This window comes from Oricola thermophila (genome assembly GCF_013358405.1).
In the GTDB taxonomy this organism is placed as follows: Bacteria; Pseudomonadota; Alphaproteobacteria; order Rhizobiales; family Rhizobiaceae; genus Oricola; species Oricola thermophila.
Genome location: NZ_CP054836.1, coordinates 526726 through 547363, shown reverse-complemented (window position 1 = coordinate 547363; position 20638 = coordinate 526726). Strand labels below are relative to the sequence as shown.

At 65.8% G+C, this 20638-nt stretch carries 20 protein-coding genes; 8 read left to right on the top strand and 12 right to left on the bottom strand.

What is annotated here, in order from left to right; translation table 11 throughout:
- The first annotated feature begins 32 nt into the window (after positions 1-32).
- From HTY61_RS02505 to HTY61_RS02490, 4 genes are all read left to right on the top strand, one after another.
- A complete protein-coding gene (locus tag HTY61_RS02505) occupies positions 33-1517 on the top strand; it encodes an ABC transporter substrate-binding protein (RefSeq protein WP_175275312.1) in 1485 nt (494 codons plus the stop codon).
- 77 nt (positions 1518-1594) lie between these two features.
- Entirely contained in the window at positions 1595-2539 is a 945-nt protein-coding gene (locus tag HTY61_RS02500) for an ABC transporter permease (protein ID WP_175275311.1), read from the top strand.
- A 16-nt stretch (positions 2540-2555) separates the two neighbouring features.
- Positions 2556-3428, top strand: a complete 873-nt coding sequence (locus HTY61_RS02495) for an ABC transporter permease (protein ID WP_175275310.1) — start codon at positions 2556-2558, stop codon at positions 3426-3428.
- The gene (locus HTY61_RS02490) at positions 3425-5050 is read left to right on the top strand and encodes an ABC transporter ATP-binding protein (protein WP_175275309.1); all 1626 of its coding nucleotides are present in this window, start codon (positions 3425-3427) and stop codon (positions 5048-5050) included. Before HTY61_RS02495 ends, HTY61_RS02490 begins: the two co-directional genes overlap by 4 nt.
- Before the next feature lie 3 nt (positions 5051-5053).
- Here the strand turns inward: HTY61_RS02490 and cbiB are convergent, their stop codons facing one another.
- The 4 genes from cbiB to cobA are packed head-to-tail and all read right to left on the bottom strand — an operon-like array spanning position 5054 to position 9199.
- The gene (cbiB, locus tag HTY61_RS02485) at positions 5054-6037 is read right to left on the bottom strand and encodes an adenosylcobinamide-phosphate synthase CbiB (RefSeq protein ID WP_175275308.1); all 984 of its coding nucleotides are present in this window, start codon (positions 6035-6037) and stop codon (positions 5054-5056) included.
- Positions 6004-7056, bottom strand: coding sequence for a threonine-phosphate decarboxylase CobD (gene cobD, locus HTY61_RS02480; RefSeq protein WP_246272899.1), 1053 nt, complete (start codon positions 7054-7056; stop codon positions 6004-6006). The genes cbiB and cobD overlap by 34 nt, the downstream gene beginning before the upstream one ends.
- A complete protein-coding gene (locus HTY61_RS02475) occupies positions 7053-8354 on the bottom strand; it encodes a cobyrinic acid a,c-diamide synthase CobB (protein WP_175275307.1) in 1302 nt (433 codons plus the stop codon). Before HTY61_RS02475 ends, cobD begins: the two co-directional genes overlap by 4 nt.
- A complete protein-coding gene (cobA, locus tag HTY61_RS02470) occupies positions 8351-9199 on the bottom strand; it encodes a uroporphyrinogen-III C-methyltransferase (protein WP_175275306.1) in 849 nt (282 codons plus the stop codon). Before cobA ends, HTY61_RS02475 begins: the two co-directional genes overlap by 4 nt.
- Before the next feature lie 53 nt (positions 9200-9252).
- On the opposite strand from cobA, the gene HTY61_RS02465 reads away from it, so the two are divergent.
- The 4 genes from HTY61_RS02465 to HTY61_RS02450 all read left to right on the top strand — a co-directional run bounded on the left by HTY61_RS02465 (position 9253) and on the right by HTY61_RS02450 (position 13360).
- Positions 9253-10374, top strand: coding sequence for a cobalt-precorrin-5B (C(1))-methyltransferase (locus tag HTY61_RS02465; RefSeq protein ID WP_175275305.1), 1122 nt, complete (start codon positions 9253-9255; stop codon positions 10372-10374).
- The gene (locus HTY61_RS02460) at positions 10371-11045 is read left to right on the top strand and encodes a cobalt-precorrin-6A reductase (RefSeq protein WP_175275304.1); all 675 of its coding nucleotides are present in this window, start codon (positions 10371-10373) and stop codon (positions 11043-11045) included. The genes HTY61_RS02465 and HTY61_RS02460 overlap by 4 nt, the downstream gene beginning before the upstream one ends.
- 202 nt (positions 11046-11247) lie before the next feature.
- Entirely contained in the window at positions 11248-12447 is a 1200-nt protein-coding gene (locus HTY61_RS02455) for a multidrug effflux MFS transporter (protein WP_175275303.1), read from the top strand.
- A gap of 19 nt (positions 12448-12466) precedes the next feature.
- Positions 12467-13360: a DMT family transporter gene (locus HTY61_RS02450; RefSeq protein ID WP_175275302.1), complete on the top strand. Its 894-nt coding sequence runs from the start codon at positions 12467-12469 to the stop codon at positions 13358-13360.
- A gap of 13 nt (positions 13361-13373) precedes the next feature.
- Here HTY61_RS02450 and cobM read toward each other — a convergent pair whose 3' ends face one another.
- The 8 genes from cobM to HTY61_RS02410 all read right to left on the bottom strand — a co-directional run bounded on the left by cobM (position 13374) and on the right by HTY61_RS02410 (position 20600).
- Entirely contained in the window at positions 13374-14147 is a 774-nt protein-coding gene (cobM, locus tag HTY61_RS02445; RefSeq protein WP_175275301.1) for a precorrin-4 C(11)-methyltransferase, read from the bottom strand.
- Positions 14144-15979 (bottom strand): precorrin-3B C(17)-methyltransferase, encoded by a 1836-nt coding sequence (cobJ, locus tag HTY61_RS02440; protein ID WP_175275300.1) that lies wholly within the window; start codon positions 15977-15979, stop codon positions 14144-14146. The genes cobM and cobJ overlap by 4 nt, the downstream gene beginning before the upstream one ends.
- Positions 15969-16724 carry a precorrin-2 C(20)-methyltransferase gene (cobI, locus tag HTY61_RS02435; RefSeq protein ID WP_197945354.1) on the bottom strand — a complete coding sequence of 252 codons (756 nt, stop codon included), beginning with the start codon at positions 16722-16724 and terminating at the stop codon, positions 15969-15971. The genes cobJ and cobI overlap by 11 nt, the downstream gene beginning before the upstream one ends.
- Entirely contained in the window at positions 16706-17908 is a 1203-nt protein-coding gene (cbiE, locus tag HTY61_RS02430) for a precorrin-6y C5,15-methyltransferase (decarboxylating) subunit CbiE (protein WP_175275299.1), read from the bottom strand. Before cbiE ends, cobI begins: the two co-directional genes overlap by 19 nt.
- Positions 17905-18534, bottom strand: coding sequence for a precorrin-8X methylmutase (locus HTY61_RS02425; protein ID WP_175275298.1), 630 nt, complete (start codon positions 18532-18534; stop codon positions 17905-17907). Before HTY61_RS02425 ends, cbiE begins: the two co-directional genes overlap by 4 nt.
- A gap of 3 nt (positions 18535-18537) precedes the next feature.
- The gene (locus HTY61_RS02420) at positions 18538-19668 is read right to left on the bottom strand and encodes a sirohydrochlorin chelatase (RefSeq protein WP_175275297.1); all 1131 of its coding nucleotides are present in this window, start codon (positions 19666-19668) and stop codon (positions 18538-18540) included.
- A gap of 3 nt (positions 19669-19671) precedes the next feature.
- Positions 19672-19920, bottom strand: a complete 249-nt coding sequence (locus tag HTY61_RS02415; protein WP_175275296.1) for a DUF6732 family protein — start codon at positions 19918-19920, stop codon at positions 19672-19674.
- Positions 19921-20171: 251 nt separating this feature from the next.
- Positions 20172-20600: a tellurite resistance TerB family protein gene (locus HTY61_RS02410; RefSeq protein WP_175275295.1), complete on the bottom strand. Its 429-nt coding sequence runs from the start codon at positions 20598-20600 to the stop codon at positions 20172-20174.
- Between the last annotated feature and the right edge of the window lie 38 nt (positions 20601-20638).

Here is a 20638-nt window from a genome sequence, read left to right as displayed (position 1 = left end):
TAGAGTTGTCCCGGACAACCGGGAGGCTCGCAATGAAACCCAGTTTGAAGACCTTTCTGGCCGGCGCCGCGTTCGCGCTTGCCCTCACGACGTCGGCCCTCGCCGCGCGCACCGACCTGACGCTGGGCGTCGCGCTCGAACCGCCGCACCTCGATCCCACAGCCGGCGCCGCTGCCGCGATCGACGAGATCGTCTATGCCAACATCTTCGAGGGACTGACCCGCATCGGCCCCGACGGCTCGGTGCGCCCGGCGCTTGCCGAGAGCTGGACATTGTCCGATGACGGCCTCACCTACACCTTCAGGCTTCATGACGGCGTGAAGTTTCACGACGGCACGACGCTCGATGCCGGCGATGTCGTCTTCTCGCTGGACCGCGCCCGTGCCGACGACTCGACCAATGCGCAGAAGGGTCTCTTCGCGGCAATCGACGAAGTCGAGGCCGTCGATGACCTGACCGTCAGGGTCACGCTGAAACAGCCTTCTGGCGCCTTCCTCTGGAACATGGGCTGGGGCGATGCGGTGATCGTCGCGCCCGAATCTGCGGAAACCAACAAGGAACGGCCAGTCGGCACCGGCCCCTTCATGTTCGACGGCTGGGCCAAGGGTTCCGCGGTCACGATCGTGAAGAACCCCGACTACTGGGGCGATCCTGTCGCGCTCGACAAGGCGACTTTCCGTTTCATTGCCGATCCGGCCGCAGCGACGGCTGCCCTTCTCGCCGGTGATGTCCATGCCTTTCCGAACTTCCCCGCCCCCGAGGCGATACCCCAGTTCGCGGCCGACCCGCGTTTCGAAGTGGTCATAGGCTCGACGGAGGGCGAAACGATCCTGGCCACCAACAACGGAAAGCCGCCCTTCGACGACCTGAAGGTGCGTCAGGCCATCGCGCATGCCATCGACCGTCAGGCAATCATAGACGGCGCCATGTTCGGCCTCGGCACGCCGATCGGCTCGCATTTTGCCCCGCACCATCCGGCCTATGTCGAATTGGTGGAGACCTACCCCTACGACCCGGAAAGGGCGAAGCAGTTGCTCGCCGAGGCGGGCTATCCCGACGGTTTCGAGGCAACGCTGAAGCTGCCGCCGCCGTCCTATGCACGCCGCGGTGGCGAGATCGTTGCCGCGCAGTTGCGCGAAATAGGCATTGATCTGGAAATCATCCCGGTCGAATGGGCGCAATGGCTCGATCAGGTCTTCAAGGCCAAGGACTACGACCTGACCATTGTCTCGCATACCGAGCCGAACGACATCGGCATCTATGCCCGTGAGGACTACTACTTCGATTACCACAACAAGGCCTTCGGCGAAGTGATGGCAGAGCTCGACGCGACCGCCGATACCGACGCCCGGTACGCCCTGATGCGCAAGGCCCAGGAAATCATAGCGCAGGACGCCGTCAACGGCTTTCTGTTCCAGCTCGCCAAGCACGGCATCTGGGATGCCCGAGTCGAGGGGCTGTGGGCCAATGCGCCCGTGCAGGCGAACGACCTGACCGAGGTCCGCTGGAAGGAGTGAAGCACAGGCACCGCTTTCCAAAGGCGGGCGTCGGCGCCCGCCACCTTTCCTGCCGAAACGACAGGTAGCCCACTTTCATGCTGTCTTACCTGCTGCGCCGCACCGTCATCGTCCTCGTCACGCTGTTCGCTGCAAGCGTTGTCGTCTTCGCGGTGCTAGAGATCGTTCCCGGCGACCCGGCACGCCTGATGCTCGGCATGAACGCCACCGAGGACGCGATCGACGCGCTGCGCCGGCAGATGGGTCTCGATGAGCCGGTGATCGTCCGCTATTTCACCTGGATCGGCGGCATGCTGACCGGCGACTTCGGACGTTCCTACACCTACTCCGTCCCGGTAATCGATCTGGTGCGCGAACGCCTGGTGGTCTCGCTGCCACTGGCACTGATGGCGCTGGCGCTGTCGACCGCGATTGCCATTCCCGTCGGCATCTTCTCCGCCGCCCGGCGCGGAGCGGCAGCCGATGCGGGCATAATGGCCGCCACCCAGCTCGGCATTGCGATTCCCAATTTCTGGTTCGCGATCCTGCTTGTCTATCTTTTCGCCGTCACGCTTCGGCTGGTGCCTGCCGGCGGCTTTCCCGGTTGGCAATCAGGGCTCTGGCCGGGTTTACAATCGCTGCTGCTGCCCGCCATCGCGCTTGCCCTGCCGCAGGCCGCGATCCTTGCCCGCGTCACGCGCTCCTCCCTGCTCGACGTGCTGGGGGAGGATTATATCCGCACCGCCCGCGCCAAGGGTCTGCCTGCCGGCCTCGTCCTGCGCCACCATGCCCTGCGCAACGCGCTGATACCGGTGTTGACCATCCTCGGCCTGCAATTCGCCTTCCTGCTTGCCGGCACCATCATCATCGAGAACGTCTTCTACCTTCCCGGCCTCGGCCGCCTCGTCTTCCAGGCGATCACGCAGCGCGACCTGATCGTCGTCGAGAGCGTCGTCCTGCTGCTGGTCGCAACGGTCGTGATCGTCAATTTCCTCGTCGATCTCGCCTATGCGTGGGCCGATCCGCGACTGCGAAGGCGGTGACATGGCGGATGGCGGAATGGAAACGGAACTGATCGCGACCGAACACGAGGACTGGCGCCACTTCGCGCGAAAGGCGCTTTCAAACCGGTCCTTCCTCGCCGGCGCCATGATCACCGCCTTCGTTGTTGCGGTCGCATTGGCATCGTTCGTCTGGACGCCCTACGACGTCACCAAACTGGCGATCTCCGACCGGCTGCAGCCGCCGAATGCTGCACACTGGCTCGGCACCGACCATTTCGGTCGGGACATCCTGTCGATGATAATGGTGGGGTCGCGCAATTCCATCGCCGTGGCATTTGTCGCCGTCGGCATCGGCATGGCCGTCGGCGTTCCGCTCGGCTGCTGGGCAGCGGCGAAACGCGGCATTGCTGACGAGATCCTGATGCGAATGTCGGACATCGTCTTCGCCTTTCCCGCGCTTCTGTCGGCCGTGATGATAACCGCGATCTTCGGTCCCGGGGCGATCAATGCGATCATCGCAATCGGCATATTCAACATACCGGTTTTTGCCCGGGTCGCCCGTGGCGGCGCGCTGGCGCTGTGGCCGCGTGAATTCATCCTCGCCGCCCGCGCCAGCGGAAAGCGCGCCGTCCTGATCACCACGCAGCACATTATGCCGAACATAGCCAACCTGCTGCTCGTGCAGGGCACGATCCAGTTTTCGCTCGGCATCCTCGCCGAAGCCGGTCTGTCCTATGTCGGGCTCGGCACCCAGCCCCCGGCGCCGAGTTGGGGACGCATGCTGTTCGAGGCGCAGACCATGATGGCGATTGCACCGCACATGGCGATCGTTCCGGGCCTCGCCATCATTGTAACCGTCCTCGGCCTCAACCTGTTGGGGGACGGGCTGCGCGACGTGCTCGACCCGAGATTGCGGCGGCAGAGATGAGCACACCTGTTCTCGAAATTTCCGGCCTGTCGCTGACCATCGGCCGCCACGAGATCCTGAAGGGCATCGACCTGTCGGTGAATGAAGGCGAGGTCGTCGGTCTTGTCGGCGAATCCGGCTCGGGCAAGTCGATGACGGCGCAATCGGTGATGCGCCTGCTGCCGCATGGAGCGAGGCTCTCCGGTCGCATCGCCTTCAACGGCGAAGACCTGCTTTCCGCCTCCGAGGAGCGCATGTGCGCGCTGCGGGGGGACGACATCGGCATGGTTTTCCAGGAGCCCATGACAGCCCTGAACCCGGTCAAGACCATTGGCGAGCAGGTGGCGGAAGGAATCCGTTTCCATACCGGCGCGAACAGGGCAGACGCCGAGGCCCGCGCCCGCGACATCCTCGCCCGCGTCGGCCTGCCGGAAAGCCGCTTTCCCCTGTCCCGCTACCCGCACGAGCTGTCGGGAGGCCAGCGGCAGCGTGTGGTCATCGCCATTGCCTGTGCACTCCGTCCCGGGCTGCTGATCGCCGATGAGCCGACAACCGCGCTCGACGTCGTCCTGCAGGCGCAGATACTCGATCTCCTGCGCGAACTCGTAGCCGAGGATGGGATGGGCCTCGTCCTGATAAGCCACGACCTGGGCGTCGTCGCCGACATGGCCGACCGCATCGCCATCCTGCGCAGCGGCGAGATACAGGAAACCGGGGAGACGGCGAAAGTTCTGCGTGAACAGAAGCACCCCTATACCCGCCAACTGGCGGAAGCCTCGACCCACGTGCCGTCATGGGCAAACGCGGCAACGCCACCCGTCGAGGCGCATGGCATGCTCGAGGTCGAGAACGTCTCGCGTCATTTCCGCGGCCATCGACGGGGACTTTTTTCGCGCGCCGAACCCGTTCGGGCCGTCGACCGGGTGTCGTTCTCGGTCCGCGCCGGCCAGTCGGTAGCGCTCGTCGGCCAGTCAGGTTGCGGAAAATCGACGCTCGCACGGCTTGTCCTGGCCCTGGACAAGCCGACCGCCGGAAAGATCACCTTCGACGGAATGGAGACGTCCGCGCTGGACGAAACCGCGCTTCGCCCTGCCCGCCGCGAGATGCAGGTGGTCTTCCAGGATCCCTATGGCTCCTTTGACCCGCGAAAGAAGATCGGCCACTCGGTTGCCGAGCCGCTTCACCTGCTGGACCGCAGGCTGACGAAACCGGAACGCCGGGAACGCATCGCCGAGGCCCTGATCGAGGTCGGCATGCAGCCCTCCGACGCGGCGAAGTATCCGCATGAGTTTTCGGGCGGACAGCGCCAGCGCCTCGCCATCGCCCGTGCCATCATCACCCGGCCGAAGCTGGTTGTCGCCGATGAGCCGGTTTCGGCCCTCGATGTATCCATCCGCGCCCAGATACTCGATCTGTTCGCCAGACTGAACGACGACCTCGGCCTCGCCTTCCTCTTCATCACCCATGACCTGACGGTAGCTCGGGCGATCACCCATGATGTCCTTGTCATGGATCACGGAAGGATCGTCGAGACGGGCAGGACCGCGGATGTGCTGGACCGTCCGCAATCGGAAGTGACCCGTCGCCTGATCACCGCCGCCCCGGACTTGCAGAAGGCAATCGAAAGACGGCTGCGCGCCTGAACCTCAGATCGACAGCAAGATCGCCAGGGCGGCAACCGCTACCGCCGCCACGGTCATCGTCCGCCAGAACATCCTGACCGCGCCGTCGATATCCTTCGCGTCAGCGGAATGACCGCCGGAAACGTTCATGAACGGTTCGTCCGCAACGTCGCCTGCGTAAATGCGCGGCCCGCCCAACGCGACGCCCACGGCAGCAGCCATCGCTGCCTCGGGCCAACCGGCATTCGGGGACCGGTGAAGCCGGGCATCGCGCCACATGACCGTGATCACCCGCTTCGCCCGCGCCGGTCCCCTGAGGCTCGCCGCGGCCAGCGCGATGAGCACACCCGTCAGCCGCGCAGGAATCCAGTTCGCCAGATCGTCCAGCCGCGCCGTGGCCCATCCGAAACAGCGATAGCGCTCGGATCTGTGACCGATCATGGAATCCGCGGTATTCAGCATCTTGTAGGCGAGCAGGCCGGGCAGGCCGGCGGCCGCGTACCAAAAGACCGGCGCGATCACGCCGTCTGAGGCATTCTCCGCAAGGCTTTCGATCGCGGCGCGCGAGACACCGAATTCGTCGAGGGTTTCAGGGTCGCGCCCGACGATCCTTGACACCGCCGACCTGCCCCCGGAAAGACCGTTCTCGCGCAGGCCCTCCGCCACCGCACACACGTGATCGGCCAGCGACTTCTGCGCGATCAGGATCGAAACAACGGCGATCTCCGCGATCACGCCGACAATCGGCAGGAAGTCCAGTACCATCCTCATCCAGTGTCCCACCACGACGGCAAACTGAACCAGGATCACGATGGCGAAGGTGCCGAGCAGCCTGCGCGCACGCGGCGAATGGCTCTCCAGGTTGAAGGTCCGCTCGAAAATGTCGATGAGGTAACCGAACCAGGCGACAGGATGTGATATGCGCCGCCAAAAGATATCGGGATCGCCGACCAGCCGGTCGACGATGATGGCGATCAACAGGATCGTGAAGTGGCCCCCAGTATACATTGATCCGGAGAGTGCACCGCTCCGGCAATCGCGGCAAGCACCGAATCTAGCATTGTGAATTCTTGCTCGTTGCCGGGTATCCCGAACCGCAACCATCGTGCATTGCTGTCGAAACTACGCACGAGAATGCGCCGTTTCGCCAGTTCTTCGGCCACTTCCGCCGCTTCGTCCATTTCGACAAGAACAAACAGGTCCGTCCGCCCTGCGATTCGCATGCCGGTCCGCTCAAGCATCTCCGCCAGGCGCGCGCTGTCCCGGGCCAGCCTTTCCCTCGTGGCAGCGATCCATTCCGAATCGCGCATAGCCTGCGCCCCTATTGCCAACGCCGGGCCGGATACCGCCCAGGGACCGATCATCCGCCTGAGCGCGTCGACCACGTCCCTGTCGCCGATAGCAAATCCCAGCCGCACCCCTGCCAGCCCGAAGAACTTGCCGAACGAGCGCAGCACGGTAAGCCCCGGTCCGCCGGTTTGCGGCACGATCGAATGTTCCGGCGCCACATCGGCAAATGCCTCGTCGACCACGACCATGCGCACACCGCCCCGTCCGCCGGCAAGCTCCGCGACCTGCCTTTCGGGCCAGACCCGTCCGTCGGGATTGTTCGGCTGGCCGATCACCAGAAGCGGATTGATATTGCCCGCATCCGGAAGATCGATCGGCGTTTCCACCCCGACGCCCGCTGCACGCAGAACCTGCTCGTACTCGCCATAGGTCGGCGACACGATCGTCGCCCGGTCGAGGTAGTTCAAGAGCACCGGGAGCCACTGGATGATCGCCTGGGTGCCCGGCGCGGCGACGATGCCCGCCTCGTCGGGAACGCGGTAGTAGGCCCGCGCCGCCTCGATGCACTCGGACTCGAGCGCTTCGTCGGGCAAACGCTGCCACGCATCAGCCGTCAGTTCGGGCACCGGCCAGGCAACGGGGTTGATGCCGGTCGAGAGATCGAGCCAGTCCTCACGTTTCCCGCCGTGGCGCGCGATGGCCCGGTCGAGCGCTCCGCCATGCCGGATTCCGTTCACGGGTCCGCCCTGTCGATGATGTGCATGTAGGACCCGCAGACCGTGCCACGTCGCAGTCCGGCATTGTCCAGCGCCGCGCCGCGCGCGTCCGTCACGGCGAACAGCCGTTCGCCCTCGCCTTCCGAGACCACCGTCGAATAATGGAACTCGTGCGCGGTCAGGGGCAGTTGCCAGGGCGACGCGGCAAGCGGCGCCAGCCGCCTGTAACCCAGATGGCGGCGTTGCCTGGCATAGGACGTGACGAGGGGGAGAAGACCCGCCATTTCGTGCCGCGCGCCGTCGGCATCGATCAGCCCTTCGCCCAGCACCATGTAGCCGCCGCATTCGCCGAAGACCGGCTTGCCCGTCTCCGCGGCACGCTTCAGGCCGGCAAGGAAATTCCCCGCCGCCACGATCCTGCCGGCATTGAGTTCCGGGTACCCGCCCGGCAGGTAGACCGCATCGGCATCCTCCGCCGGCGCCTCGTCAGCAAGAGGCGAGAAGAATGACAGCTCCGCGCCCTGTCGCTGCCAGCCTTGCAGGATGTGCGGATAGATGAAGCCGAAGGCGGCATCGCGCGCCACCGCGATGTGCTGTCCGAGCGGAGGAAGGCGCGGTACGGCCGCCCTCACGTCCCGGTCTCCGGACACGGTCGTCAATGCCGCGAGCTGATCGAGGTCGACGCCCACCGTCACCGCGAATGCGGCATCCGCTATGAAGCTCTCCAGTCGCTCGTGTTCCGTCGCCTGTACCAGCCCGAGATGCCGCGATGGCAGCGCAAGCATCTTGTCCTGCCGAACGGCACCCAGCACGGGCACGCCGCTCGGCTCGAGCGCCTCGCGCAGCATCTCCTCGTGCCGGGCACCGGCGACCCGGTTGAGTATCACTCCGGCAATCAGGACATCGGCGCGATGCCCGTTGAAACCCTCGACAAGCGCTGCAACGGAATGCGCCATTCGGGCACAGTCGACAACGAGGACGACCGGCAGACCGAGCATTGCGGCGAGATCCGCAGGCGAGCCGCGCCGGTCGGCCGCTGCGTCGAACAGCCCCATCATGCCCTCGACCGCCAGGAGCCGGTCGCCTGACGCGTGCCGCTCCGCGAGAATGCGGATCAGGTCCGGTCGCATCGCCCAGGGATCGAGATTGATGCAGGTTTCGCCGCTCGCAGCGGCGTGAAACTGCGGATCTATGTAGTCCGGGCCCGCCTTGGCAGGCGCAAGCGCCATGCCGCGATCCCTCAGGGCCCGCAGCAGGCCCAGTGTCAGCGTCGTCTTTCCCGACCCCGAATGCGGGGCGGCAACGAGAAAGCCCTTCATGCCGATCTGTCCCTGGTCCGCCGTTCCAGCGAATCCGTCCTGAGCACACGCCCGTCGCTTTCCGCACCGAGCCAGTCGAGTGCCACGCGCATCCTGACCACCTCGCCCACCACCACGACGGCCGGCGGCGACAGCCCGGCCACCGCCAGGTCCTCTTCCGCGCGTCCGAGCGTCGTTTCCAGCACCTGCTGCTGCGGTGTCGTCGCGTTGCAGACGAAGGCCATCGGCTCGTCGGGAGAACGGCCCTCGGCGATCAGCCGCGACGTGATCGTGCCGATATGCTTCATTGCCATGTACATGACGATCACCGGCGAAGAGCGCGCCACGCCGGCCCAGTCCACGGCATCGGGCATCACGCCGGTCGCGTCATGCCCGGTCAGGAAGGTCACGTTGTGGTTGATGTCACGGTGAGTCACCGGGATGCCGGCATAGGCCAGCCCGCCGATGCCCGCGGTTACCCCGGGCACGATACGGAAGGGAATGCCGTGCTCGACCAGGGTCAGCGCCTCCTCGCCGCCGCGCCCGAACACGAACGGATCGCCGCCCTTGAGCCGCAGAACGCGCTTGCCGGCCTTGGCCAGTTCGACAAGCCGCAGGGAAATGTCGCGCTGTCTGGGCGAAGGCTTGCCGCCCCGCTTGCCCGCATACTCCAGCAACGCGCCCTCGCGCGCCAGCGCAAGGCAGCCGGCGTTGACCAATGCATCGTGCACGATCACGTCCGCCTGTTTCAGCGCGTTGACCGCATGCAGCGTCAACAGGCCCGGATCGCCCGGACCGGCGCCGACCAGCCAGACCTGTCCCGCGTCGAAACGCGGCAAACCTTCAAGGATCCCGTCTGCGCTCAATGCCGTCGTCTTTCCTGCTTTTTCGCAATCGTCATGTCACCTATAAGATCACCATGGTCACGGGCAAAGCCGAAAACGCACAGCAAGGCCGCAAGCCGTCCGGTCCGCTCCGTCGCGGCTGGACCACCGGCGCCTGCGCGACCGCAGCGACGAAGGCGGCCCTGACCGCGCTTCTGACCGGGGAGTTCCCCGATCCCGTCACCATCGTCCTGCCGAAGGGCCAAACCCCGTCCTTCGCACTGGCACGCGAAACTCTCGGCGACGGCTTCGCGGAAGCCGGAATCGTCAAGGATGCCGGCGATGACCCGGACGTGACCCATGGCGCGACCATAATTTCCCGTGTCACCCGCGGCGCCCCCGGGACCGGCATTGTCTTTCGCGCCGGCGACGGCGTCGGCATGGTGACGCGGGCCGGCCTGCCGATCCCTCCCGGCGAACCGGCCGTGAACCCCGTGCCGCGTACCATGATGGCGGGCGAGATCGAGGCGCTCTGTGCCCGGCACGGGATTCCGGCCGACATCGAGATCACCATCACCGTGCCCGGCGGAGACGAGATTGCCCGCCGGACCTGGAACCCCCGGCTGGGTATCGTCGGCGGCATATCGATTCTCGGCACGACCGGCATTGTCCATCCCTTTTCCTGCTCGTCCTGGATCCATTCCATCCATCGCGGCATAGATGTCGCCCGTGCGGCGGGCATCGATCACGTCCTGGGTGCCACTGGATCGACATCAGAAGCCGCGGCACAGAGGTTTTACGATCTGCCGGATTTCGCTCTGCTCGACATGGGCGACTTTGCCGGCGGCCTGCTCAAATATCTCCGCGCCCATCCCCTGCCCCGGCTCACCATCGCCGGCGGATTCGCCAAGATGGCGAAGCTGGCGCAAGGCGCGCTGGACCTTCATTCCGGCCGCAGCCAGGTGGACATGCATTTCCTGCTCGAACAGGCTCTCGCCAACGGCTTGAATCGAAATCTGAGCGACCGGATTCTCTCCGCGAACACGGCGAAGGAAGTCTTTGAACTGACTCGCGAAAACGGCGTTGCCCTTGCCCCGCCGATCGCCGAGATGGCCCGTGCCAAGGCGAAGGAGACGCTGCGCGACGCCCCGGTCGCGGTAGAAGTGATCATAACCGACCGCCAGGGCGAGATCCTTGCGCGGACCGACTTCGCATGACCGAGACTATCCTTATACTCGGTGGCACTAGGGAGGCGGCGGAGTTGGCCGCAGAGATCGTCCGCCGGCATCCGGACTGGCGTGTCGTAACGTCGCTTGCCGGGCGGACGAGGGAGCCGAAACCGGTCGCCGGCGAGCTGCGCATCGGCGGCTTCGGCGGCGCCGCCGGCCTGGCCCGCTACCTGCGCGAACAAGGCGTCACACGACTGATCGACGCCACCCACCCCTTCGCGCGGCAGATATCCGCCAACGCCCGCATGGCCGCCGAAATGACCGCCATCCCCCTGGAAGAGCGCATCCGCGCGCCCTGGCACCGCCAGCCGGGCGACCTGTGGACCGAGGTTGCGACGCTGGAAGCTGCGCGCGACGCCATCCCGCCCGGCGCCCGCGTTCTGCTGGCGCTCGGCAGCCAGCACATAGCGCCATTCGCGTCCCGCGCGGACGTGCATTTCGTCGTCCGCGTGGTCGATCCGCCCACCGAACCGTTTCCCCTGCCCGCTCACCAACTCGTCCTTGGCCTGCCCGGCAAGACCCCGGACGAGGAGGCTACGCTCTTGCGGAAATACCGCATCACCCACATCGTCTGCCGCAATTCCGGCGGCAGCGGCGCCTATGCCAAGATAGCGGCGGCGCGCGACCTCGGTCTCCCCGTCATCATGATTTCCAGGTAGCACGGGACCGGAGCCATTCCGTCGCGGCGACCGACACAGGTGCGCCGGTGGGTGCAATTCCGGCCGGCGCTCCTGCCAACAGGCTGTCAGCAGGAGCCGCCCCGGCCTCTGGTTTTGCCCGTTCAAACATAGTAGGAGATTCGGCGGGGCCGGTTCGGCTTGCCCTGCTTTCCGCATCTCCGCATTCGCCTTGGAGGCTCTCATGCAGCCCGGATTTCTGCGCTCGGCCATCGTGCTCGGCCTGCTGGCCTGGGTCGGCCCCTTCGCCATCGACATGTACCTCCCGGCCCTTCCCGCGATCGCGGAAGATTTCGGCACCTCGGTCACGGCGACCCAGGCGACGCTGACGGCCTATTTCATCGCCTTCGGCATCGCCCAGCTCGTCTACGGCCCCATGGCCGACTGGGTCGGGCGCAAGAGGCCGATCTATGTGGGACTCGGGATATTCATGGCGGGTTCGCTTGCTTGCGCACTCGCTCCCTCGATTGGCTGGCTGGTCGCCGGACGTTCGGTACAGGCGCTCGGTGCCGCGACCGTCATGGTGGTGCCGCGCGCGATTGTCCGCGATCTCTATACCGGCACTCAGGCGACCCGCATGATGGCGCTGATCATGCTGGTGATATCCGTCTCGCCCATGCTGGCGCCACTGTCGGGCGCGGGACTGATCGCGCTTGGCGACTGGCGGCTGATATTCCAGCTCCTTGCCGTTGCCGCCCTGCTTTCGATCCTGCTGACGGCATTCGGCCTCCCGGAGACCCTGCCCCCGGAACGCCGGGTCCCGGTCCGTCCGCGTGCCCTGCTTTCGGGTATCCGGAACCTGCTGGGCGATCCGCGCTTCGTCGGGCTGACGCTGATCGGAGGATTCGGCATGGCCAGCTTCTTCGTCTTCCTGTCCTCGGCCTCGTTCGTCTACACTGGCCAGTACGGTCTGAGCCCTGTCGGTTTCAGCCTCGCTTTCGCGGTCAACGCCATCGGCTTTTTCGGTGCTTCGCAGGTCGCACCTAATCTTGGAGACCGTTTCGGGATGGCGCGCATGGTACTGGTCGCCACCACGGGCTTCGCCGTGTCGGCGCTGATCCTGCTGGGACTGACGCTGGCCGGTTTCGATGCGCTGTTCCTTCTGATCGCAATGCTTTTCGTCACCAATTCCTTCTTCGGCCTAGTCATGGCGCCGGTGATGGTGATGGCGCTCGACGACCACGGCGACAAGGCAGGGCTCGCCTCATCGCTTGGCGGTACGCTGCAGATGCTGGCCGGCGGGCTGATGATCGTCGCTACCGGCCCGTTCTTCGACGGCACGTCGCTGCCGATGGTCGCTTCCATTGCATTCTGCGCCACGACTGCGCTGGTCCTTGCGGTTGCGACCCTGCGTTCGGCTCCTCGTCCAGGCATGGCGGCCTGATCGGCAGGGGAAGGATCGCATGAGCATATACGAACTGGCGGCACTTGCCGCGGCAATGACCTGGGCCTTTTCGGCGGTGATCGCCGCCGGCCCGTCCGCCGAACTGGGCGCGATCGCCTTCAACCGCGTGCGCATGGGCATCGTCTTCGTCATGCTCGCGCTTTACATCGCAGTTTCCGGCGGCTGGCAAAGCATCCAGGCTGAACACGTCGTGCCGCTCCTTCTGTCCGGTTTCATCGGCATCTTTCTGGGCGACACTTGCCTGTTCGTGACAATGAACCGGCTAGGCCCCCGCCGCACGAACATCCTGTTTTCCACCAACGCTCCGATGTCGGCCATCCTTGGCTGGATGTTCCTTGGCGAGACCATCGTTGCGCAGAAAATCCTCGGGATTGCCGTGGTCTTCGCCGGCGTCGTCCTCGCCATCGTCTTCGGCAAGCGCCGCTCGCAGCTCGACACCTGGGAATCGGTGAAGGGATCCTTTGCCGTCGGCATCACCCTCGGTCTCCTCGCTGCCCTGTGCCAGTCGGTCGGATCGCTGATCGCGCGCCCGGTGATGGAGACCGGCGTCGATCCGGCAACCGCTTCGGCCCTGCGTGTCGGCGTCTCGGTGCTCTGCCTGTCGCTTCTCATGGCAACCGGCATCAGGCAGGTTCAGCCGAAGGCGAAGCTCACCATGAAAACCGCCGTCATCATCGGGATATCCGGCATCGCTGCCATGGGCATCGGAATGACGCTGGTCCTGTTCGGCCTGTCCGGCGGCAAGGTCGGCATCGTCGCCACCCTGTCGGCGACGACGCCCGCATGGATCCTGCCGCTCATCTGGCTGAAAACGCGCGAACGCCCCGCGGCGATGGCCTGGATCGGCTCGGGGCTGGTGATCGCCGGTTCCGGGCTGATTTTCGCGGCCTAGTCTGCCGTCCGCCCTAACCGGCCTTCTTCTTTCCCCGGTTGCGCAGCACGTGGGAAAACTCGGCGTTGTAGAGGTCGGACTCGCCGAAATCGACCTCGCCGAATACCCTGCCGACGAAGATCAGCGCTGTCCGGGTGATCTTCGCCTCGCGCACCTTTTCGCGCATCTCTGCCAGCGTCGTGCGGATATAGAGCTCGTCCGGCCATGTCGCGCGATAGGCGATCACCACCGGGCAATCGGCGCCGTAATACGGCTCCAGGGCGCGGCGAACGTAATCGAGATTGCGTATCGAGAGGTGGATCGCCAGCGTCGCGCCGGATTGTCCCAGCACCTCCAATTGCTCGCCCTCGGGCATAGAAGATGCCTTCATGCCGGTCCGCGTGACGATGATCGTCTGCGCGATCTCCGGCAGGGTCAGTTCGGTTTTCAACCGAGCCGCGGCACCCGCGAAGGCCGGCACGCCCGGCACCACGTCGTAATCGATACCCAGCGCGTCGAGCCGCCGCATCTGCTCGGCCACCGCGCCATAGATCGATGGATCGCCCGAATGCACCCGCGCCACGTCCTGCCCGGCTTCGTGCGCCTTCTTCATCTCTTCGACGATCTGGTCGAGGTGCATCGGCGCGGTATCCATCACCTTCGCATCGGCCGGTGCGGCCTTGACGATTTCCTCCGGCACCAGCGAACCGGCGTAAAGACAGACGGGGCAGCGCTCGATCAGCCGCAATCCGCGCACGGTGATGAGGTCCGGGGCGCCCGGCCCGGCTCCAATGAAATGGACCGTCATTGCCCGTCTCCCATTTTCGTGCCGGTCTTCCCGGAATAGCCGCGCGGCGTGTAGACCCATCTCTTGCCGTCGCCGGTTTCGACAGTCCGGCTGTCGGAGGAGCCGACGACCACGACCGTCAGCATGTCCACGTCATCAACATCGAGTTCCCCCAGCGGCACGATCCGCAGATGCTCGCCCTCGCGCCCGAGATTGGTGGCAAGGATCACCGGCGTTTGGGCCGGCCTATGTTTCAGCAACTCGTCGCGTGCCCAGGCAAGCTGCGTACGGCGCTTCTTCGATACCGGGTTGTAGAAAGCCACGACGAAATCGCCCTCGCCCGCCGCCCTGACGCGCCGCTGTATGTCCTCCCAGGGCGTCAGCAGGTCGGACAGCGAAATCGTGCAGAAATCGTGCCCCAGCGGCGCCCCGGCGCGTGCGGCGGCGGCCTGCAGTGCCGAGATGCCCGGCGAGACCCTTATGTCGATGCGCCGCGCTGCGTCGGACACGCCGCCCTTGTCAAGCAGCTCGAACACCAGGGTCGCCATGGCATAGATGCCGGCATCGCCCGAGCACACGAGTGCCACCTCGCGCCCCTGCCCCGCCAGTTCCATGGCATGGCGCACCCGGTCCTCTTCCCTGCCGAGGTCGAAATCGTGCCGCTGCTTGCCGGCAGCCAGCGGCCCGAGCAGATCGAGATAGAGCGAGTAGCCGACAAGATCGGTCGATGCCGTCACCATGCGGCTGACCTCCGGGGAGCGCCAGCCTTCCGATCCGGGCCCGATGCCGACCACGTGGAGAGTTCCCCTGGCACGCCCAGGCAGCTTTGCCGCCGTGAAGGGCTGTGGCGCCCGCGCAATGGCGCACGTCGCCCGTGAACTCTTCCTTTTTGCGACGATCAGTTCGCCGTCAGGCCCCGCCGCAGCCAATGCCGCGCCTTCGGCAACGCCGTGGCAACCGACCTCGGCAAACACCGTGTCGGAAGGATTTTTCAGCCTCGGCGTCTCGGCCTCCAGCGTGGCGGCATCGAAGAAGCGCGCCGGCACGCCCAGTCGCTCCGCGACATCGTGCACCGCCGCCTCGTCCGCCTTCAGGTCGAGCGAACAGACGACGCCGACCGCATCTTCCGCCAGTCCGGCATCCGCCAGCGCCTTGCGCGCAAGCGCCACGGCTTCCTCCGGATCGCAGCCCCGTTCGCAGCCGATGCCGACCGCCAGGCGCCGGGGATGATAGACAAGCTCCATCTCGTGCGGCTCGCGCCGCTCATCCGTCACCGAGAGCGCAACACTGCCATTGCCGGCCAGCGGCAACCCGCTCCCCGTGATCCACGCGGCCTCGCCGTCGAGGACGGCCCGCGCACCCGCAAGCAGTTCCGCCATGACGGCTTTCGCATTGGCGGGGTTCGCCAGCACGTAGCCCTCCGGGGGCGCATCAAGCGCAACGCCGAAACGCAGATCGCCGGCTGTCGTCACGGCCGCCATTCCACCGAGCGCGAAGGCGATATCCTGCGCGAGTCCGTTTGCACCGTGATGCCCGCCGAGCAGCGGTACCACCGAATGACCGTCCTCGGCGACGGCGATAACCGGCGGCTCGTCGGCCTTGGCAGCCAGCAGCGGCGCCAGGATGCGGATCACCGCGCCGGACGCCATCACGGCGACGATTGGAACGCGGTCCAGAAACAGCGCTTGCAGATGCGCTTTCGCATCGTCGAACAGCACCACGTCCTTGTGCGCCGTCACGCGCTTGCGCGCGCCATGGATCACGCCACCGGTGGTGTTGCGGATCGTCTCGGCAACAGGCATCGCCGCGTCGCTCAGTATCACGATTGCCGGGGACAGGCGTTCAGGAGGCATTGTCGGTCTTTCCGGCGGGAAGCGCGTGGATCCACGCCTCCGCGCCCTTGTAGATCAGGATCGTGGAAAAATAGGGCGCGGTATCGCCGGGTACCGCTGCAAGCGGCACCACGCGCTCCTCCGCGAGGCTGACCCGCTCGCAATAGCCCGCTGCATCCAGCAGGCCGAGCCGCTCGATCAGCGCCCTAATGCGAGCGAAATGCCGGCCGACCTTCATGATCGCCACCGCGCCGGCCCCTCCGATCAGCACTTCCATTTCCCCGTCCGGCAGTGGGCCGGGGATAACGGTCAGCACGTCGTTGCGCGCCGCCAGCGGCCGGCCCAGCGCCGCCGCCGAGGCCATGATCGAGGAAACGCCCGGCACGATTTCGGTCGGATACCGCCGGCCCAGCCGCTCGAACAGGTACATGAAGGATCCGTAGAAGAAGGGGTCGCCCTCGCACAGCACGGCAACGTCGCGACCGGCATCAAGATGAGCCGCGATCTCGGCCGCTGCCTTGTCGTACACCTCTGCAGCCGGAAAACGCTCCGTCCGCATCGGCACGATGATCGGGATCTCCGTCTGCTCCGGCCTGAGGAATCCGGAGACGATCGCCCGCGCGAAGCTTCCCCCGCTGTCCGGCGCGGGATAGGCGATCACCGGCGCCGATGTCAGGATGCGATGTGCCTTGAGCGTCAGGAGTTCCGGGTCGCCCGGCCCGACGCCCAGCCCGTGGAGCTTTCCCGTCACGATTTCTTCACCCATGCCCATTGGGTCACCGGCATCGACGGCTTCCACCCCTTGAAAGGACCGACCGGTTCTGCCGTCTCCACGGAAATGCGCTGCAACTCGCCGCCGTGCTCGGCATACATGTCCAGCAAAACCGCCTCGCTCTCCAGCGTCACGGCATGCGCGACCAGCCTGCCGTGCGGCTTCAGCGCATCGATGCAAGCCCCTATGGTGACTCGCGAAATCCCGCCGCCGATGAACACCGCATCCGGCTCCGGCAAACCGCCTAGCGCCTCCGGCGCGGTCCCGTCCACCAGCTTCAGTTTGGGCGTACCGAGCCTGAGCGCGTTTTCTTCCGCCAGCGCGCGGCGCTTTTCCTGCGGCTCGATACCGATGGCCAGCGCCTCGCGCCCGGCCCGCATCCACTCGATGGCGACCGAGCCGCAGCCGCAGCCGATGTCCCACAACACGCCGTCGCGCACCGGCACCAGCTTGGCCAGCGCCAGCGCGCGTGCCGTGCGCTTGGTGATCTTGCCGTCATGGACAAAGGCATCGTCCGGCAGCCCCGTGCGCGGCAGCAGCTGCGCGTTCGGGCCGGCGACGCATTCGACCGCCAGCACGTGGAAGTCCGGCACCGCCTGGTCCCAGCTTTCCGCCACGCCCTCGAACCGGGCCTCCTGCGGCCCGCCCAGCGCCGCCAGCACGGTCAGCTTCGACGGTCCGTAGCCGCGGTCGACAAGCAGTTTCGCCACGGTGGCCGGCGAAGTCGCATCCTTCGTCAGCAGCAGCATCCGCACGCCGGGCGCGAACCAGGGCACGATCTGCTCCGCCGCGCGTCCGTGCACCGTCAGCGTCTCGACATCGGCGAGCGACCAGCCCATCCGGCAGGATGCGAACTGGAAGGCCGACAATTGCGGGTGAAAGACGATTTCCTCGCGCGGTATGCCCTTGAGTATCTTCGCACCGACCGAGTACCAGAGCGGATCGCCCGTAACCAGCACGACCACCCGCCTGCCCTTTTGGCGCCTGATCTCGCCGATCATGGCGTCGAACGGAGACGGCCAGGCAATGCGCTCCGCCGTCACGTTCGGCGCCAGGTTGTGATGCCGGTCGCCGCCGACGATCACCTCGGCCTCCTCGACCAGCCGGCGCGCTTCCGCCGAAAGCCCGGCCATGCCGTCCTCGCCGATGCCGATGATATGCAGCCAGGGTTCGGTCACGTGTTCAGCCCTCCGGCCAGCCCGTTGACGGCGGCCTGCGTCATGCCGACCCCGCCCCATCGCCCGAGAAGCGTGATGAAGGGAATGCCGCGCGGATTGCCCGCCAGCTCGGCCTTGGATTCCGCCGCTCCCACGAAACCGACGGGAAGCGCGATGACCGCCGCCGGTTTCGCCCCGCCCGCGTCGACATACTCCAGCAGGCGGAACAGCGCCGTCGGCGCGTTGCCGATGGCGACGATCTGGCCGTCCAGCCGCTCGCCCCACAGGTCGATCTGCGCCGCCGCCCGCGTCATCCGGTTGGCCTTTGCATGTACCGCCGTTTCCGTGTTCCCGATCGCGCAGTGCAACGCGCAACCGGCCGGCAACAGCCGCTTCATCACGCCGTGGCGAAGCGTATCCACGTCACAGTAAATATCCGCACCCGCCTCCAGCGCCGCCGGCACCGCCGCCGCGATGTCGTCCGAGAACCGGAGATCGCCGAGTATTTCCGGAATCCCGCAGGCATGCACGATCCGCGTCGCCACCGGCCGGACAGCCTGCGGCAAGGCTTGCAGTTCCGGCATTTCGCCGATCAGCTCGAACGACCGGGCGTAGATGGCCTCCGGCTCGCGGACATAGTCCAGCATCGCTCAGCCCTTGCCCTTCTCCATGCTCTTCGGCCCGAGCGGGTGATCGGCATGCGGATAGGGATGGTGGTGGTGATGATGACCGTGGTCATGGTCATGGTCATGGTCATGACCGTGATGATGTTCGTGGTCGTGCGCGTGCGAATGCACCGGCGTCCATTCGATGCCATGCTCCCTGCAGAAGTCCTCGTCACGGCACCGCCCGTCGCAATCGCCGTTGCAGGGGCAGTTTTCCGGAGCGCCGCCGACGCCCTCGACATGGTGGTGATGGCTTTCCTGCGCCTGCCCGACCTCCGCTTCGAAGCCGAGCACCTGCTCGCGATACTTGCACATCTGGCAGTTCATGTTGTTCGCGCCTTCGAGGATCTCCCCCACGCGGTCGACGAATGCCTCGATCACCAAGTCATGGTCGTTGAGATAGGGCGCCTTGACGAACTCGATATCCGGATGCGCCTCCGCCACCTCGTCGGTCTGCGCATAGATGCGTTTGACCAGCACGCCGGTGAACAGGAAATAGGGAAACACCACGATGCGCCGGTAGCCGAGCTTGGCGGCATGCTCCAGCGCCGGCTTGACCAGCGGGAACGTCACGCCAGAATAGGCCGTCTCGCCCCAGCCGAAACCCATGCCTTCCCACAGCATGCGCATGACCTTGGCGACATTGGAATTGGCGTCCGGGTCCGATGCGCCGCGCCCGACCACGACCAGCATGGTCTCTTCCATCGGCACGTCGGTCTCGCAGGCGGCAAGCGCCTCGCGCACCCGCTCGCCGGCGGCACGGATCATCTTAAGGTCGATTCCGAGCTCTCGCCCGTAATCGATTCTGACGTCGGGATTTTTCGCCTGGTAGCTGTTCAGCACCGACGGGATGTCGTTCTTTGCATGCCCGGCCGCAAAAAGCATGCCCGGCACGGCGAGGATGCGGTCCACGCCCTTTGCCTTCAACGCGTCCAGCCCCTTGTGCAGGACGGGATTGGCGAATTCGAGATAGCCGTACTCCACCGGCCATTGCGGAAAGCGCTCGCGCAGCCTGGTGGCGAGCTTCGAGAACTCCCCGACTGCGTTCTGGTTGCGGCTGCCGTGGCCGCACACCATGATTCCGTAGCGCGTCCCGCCGGTTGATCCGATAGCCATGTCCTACGCCTCTGCAGGCGTTTCGTCGCCCGCGCTGTCCTCGGAATCGGTCTCGACATCCTCGGCTTGCGCGTCCTTCTTCCTTCCGAGCGCGGAGACCGCGATCGCGATCGCTGTCGCCGCACCGGCAGCAGCCAGGCCGATCCAATGGCTATGGCCCGCCACCTCGCCGACATGGCCGAAATGGGCATGGGCTGGAGACGAAATCAGCAGGAATGCACCGAAAGCCGGCACCCGGATGGCAGTTTTCATGGTCTTCGTCCTCAAGGTCCGCATTGTGGTTATCGCCAATGCGCCGCGCGCCCGCGGGCGGGCGTCCGGACCTTGCGGCAGTTCGATTGCGACGCCCCCTGGTTGGGTCGGCTGCAATTGACACCTTTCCGGCCCCGGACTGTTCGGGGCACTGCCGATAACGGCTGGCACACTAGGCATCCGGCTGCGCCCGGTCAATTCACAGCGCGACGTTGCGGAGAGAAAATGCGACGGTCGTATCCGCCGCGGCCTCACCCGGACTTCGAGACCTGCTTTATGTCGAATCCGAGCATGTCGGCAACGCGCGTCAGGAAGCGCTCCTCGCGAATGTCGATTTCCTTGTCCGCCTGCACGATGGCGATCATGTGATCCAGCAAGGCCTGCCGGCGCTCCTGCGGAAAGTTCTTGAACACCGCCGCGGCCTGTTCGGCCGAGGTCTCGTAGGCGAAGTCCTGCAGGTACCGGTAGACACCTTCCATGGCATCCGGATCGAGGCCGAACCCGTCGCGACATATCCGCTTGAACGTGTCGAGTTCGCTCTGTTCCACCGCACCATCGGCGAGAATGACACGGAACAACAGCAGCAGTTCGGCAGTCATGGCCGGATCGTCGGCGACGATCCGGGCCATCCGCTCATTCTCCAGCCGCGATTTCAGGGCATCCAGCCAGGCAAAGACCATCGAATTCGTCTCCGTTTCTCCCGACACTATAGCGAGTC

Bases quoted from the DNA above. Each gene is read 5' to 3' on its own strand.
- HTY61_RS02455 (WP_175275303.1), top strand. From the start codon at position 11,248: ATGCAGCCCGGATTTCTGCGCTCGGCCATCGTGCTCGGCCTGCTGGCC.
- HTY61_RS02415 (WP_175275296.1), bottom strand. From the start codon at position 19,920: ATGAAAACTGCCATCCGGGTGCCGGCTTTCGGTGCATTCCTGCTGATT.
- cobI (WP_197945354.1), bottom strand. From the start codon at position 16,724: ATGGGTGAAGAAATCGTGACGGGAAAGCTCCACGGGCTGGGCGTCGGG.
- cobM (WP_175275301.1), bottom strand. From the start codon at position 14,147: ATGACGGTCCATTTCATTGGAGCCGGGCCGGGCGCCCCGGACCTCATC.
- HTY61_RS02420 (WP_175275297.1), bottom strand. From the start codon at position 19,668: ATGGCTATCGGATCAACCGGCGGGACGCGCTACGGAATCATGGTGTGC.
- HTY61_RS02475 (WP_175275307.1), bottom strand. From the start codon at position 8,354: ATGAAGGGCTTTCTCGTTGCCGCCCCGCATTCGGGGTCGGGAAAGACG.
- HTY61_RS02460 (WP_175275304.1), top strand. From the start codon at position 10,371: ATGACCGAGACTATCCTTATACTCGGTGGCACTAGGGAGGCGGCGGAG.
- HTY61_RS02490 (WP_175275309.1), top strand. From the start codon at position 3,425: ATGAGCACACCTGTTCTCGAAATTTCCGGCCTGTCGCTGACCATCGGC.
- HTY61_RS02465 (WP_175275305.1), top strand. From the start codon at position 9,253: ATGGTCACGGGCAAAGCCGAAAACGCACAGCAAGGCCGCAAGCCGTCC.
- HTY61_RS02495 (WP_175275310.1), top strand. From the start codon at position 2,556: ATGGAAACGGAACTGATCGCGACCGAACACGAGGACTGGCGCCACTTC.
- HTY61_RS02500 (WP_175275311.1), top strand. From the start codon at position 1,595: ATGCTGTCTTACCTGCTGCGCCGCACCGTCATCGTCCTCGTCACGCTG.
- HTY61_RS02450 (WP_175275302.1), top strand. From the start codon at position 12,467: ATGAGCATATACGAACTGGCGGCACTTGCCGCGGCAATGACCTGGGCC.
- HTY61_RS02505 (WP_175275312.1), top strand. From the start codon at position 33: ATGAAACCCAGTTTGAAGACCTTTCTGGCCGGCGCCGCGTTCGCGCTT.
- HTY61_RS02410 (WP_175275295.1), bottom strand. From the start codon at position 20,600: ATGGTCTTTGCCTGGCTGGATGCCCTGAAATCGCGGCTGGAGAATGAG.
- cobJ (WP_175275300.1), bottom strand. From the start codon at position 15,979: ATGCCTCCTGAACGCCTGTCCCCGGCAATCGTGATACTGAGCGACGCG.
- HTY61_RS02425 (WP_175275298.1), bottom strand. From the start codon at position 18,534: ATGCTGGACTATGTCCGCGAGCCGGAGGCCATCTACGCCCGGTCGTTC.
- cbiB (WP_175275308.1), bottom strand. From the start codon at position 6,037: ATGTATACTGGGGGCCACTTCACGATCCTGTTGATCGCCATCATCGTC.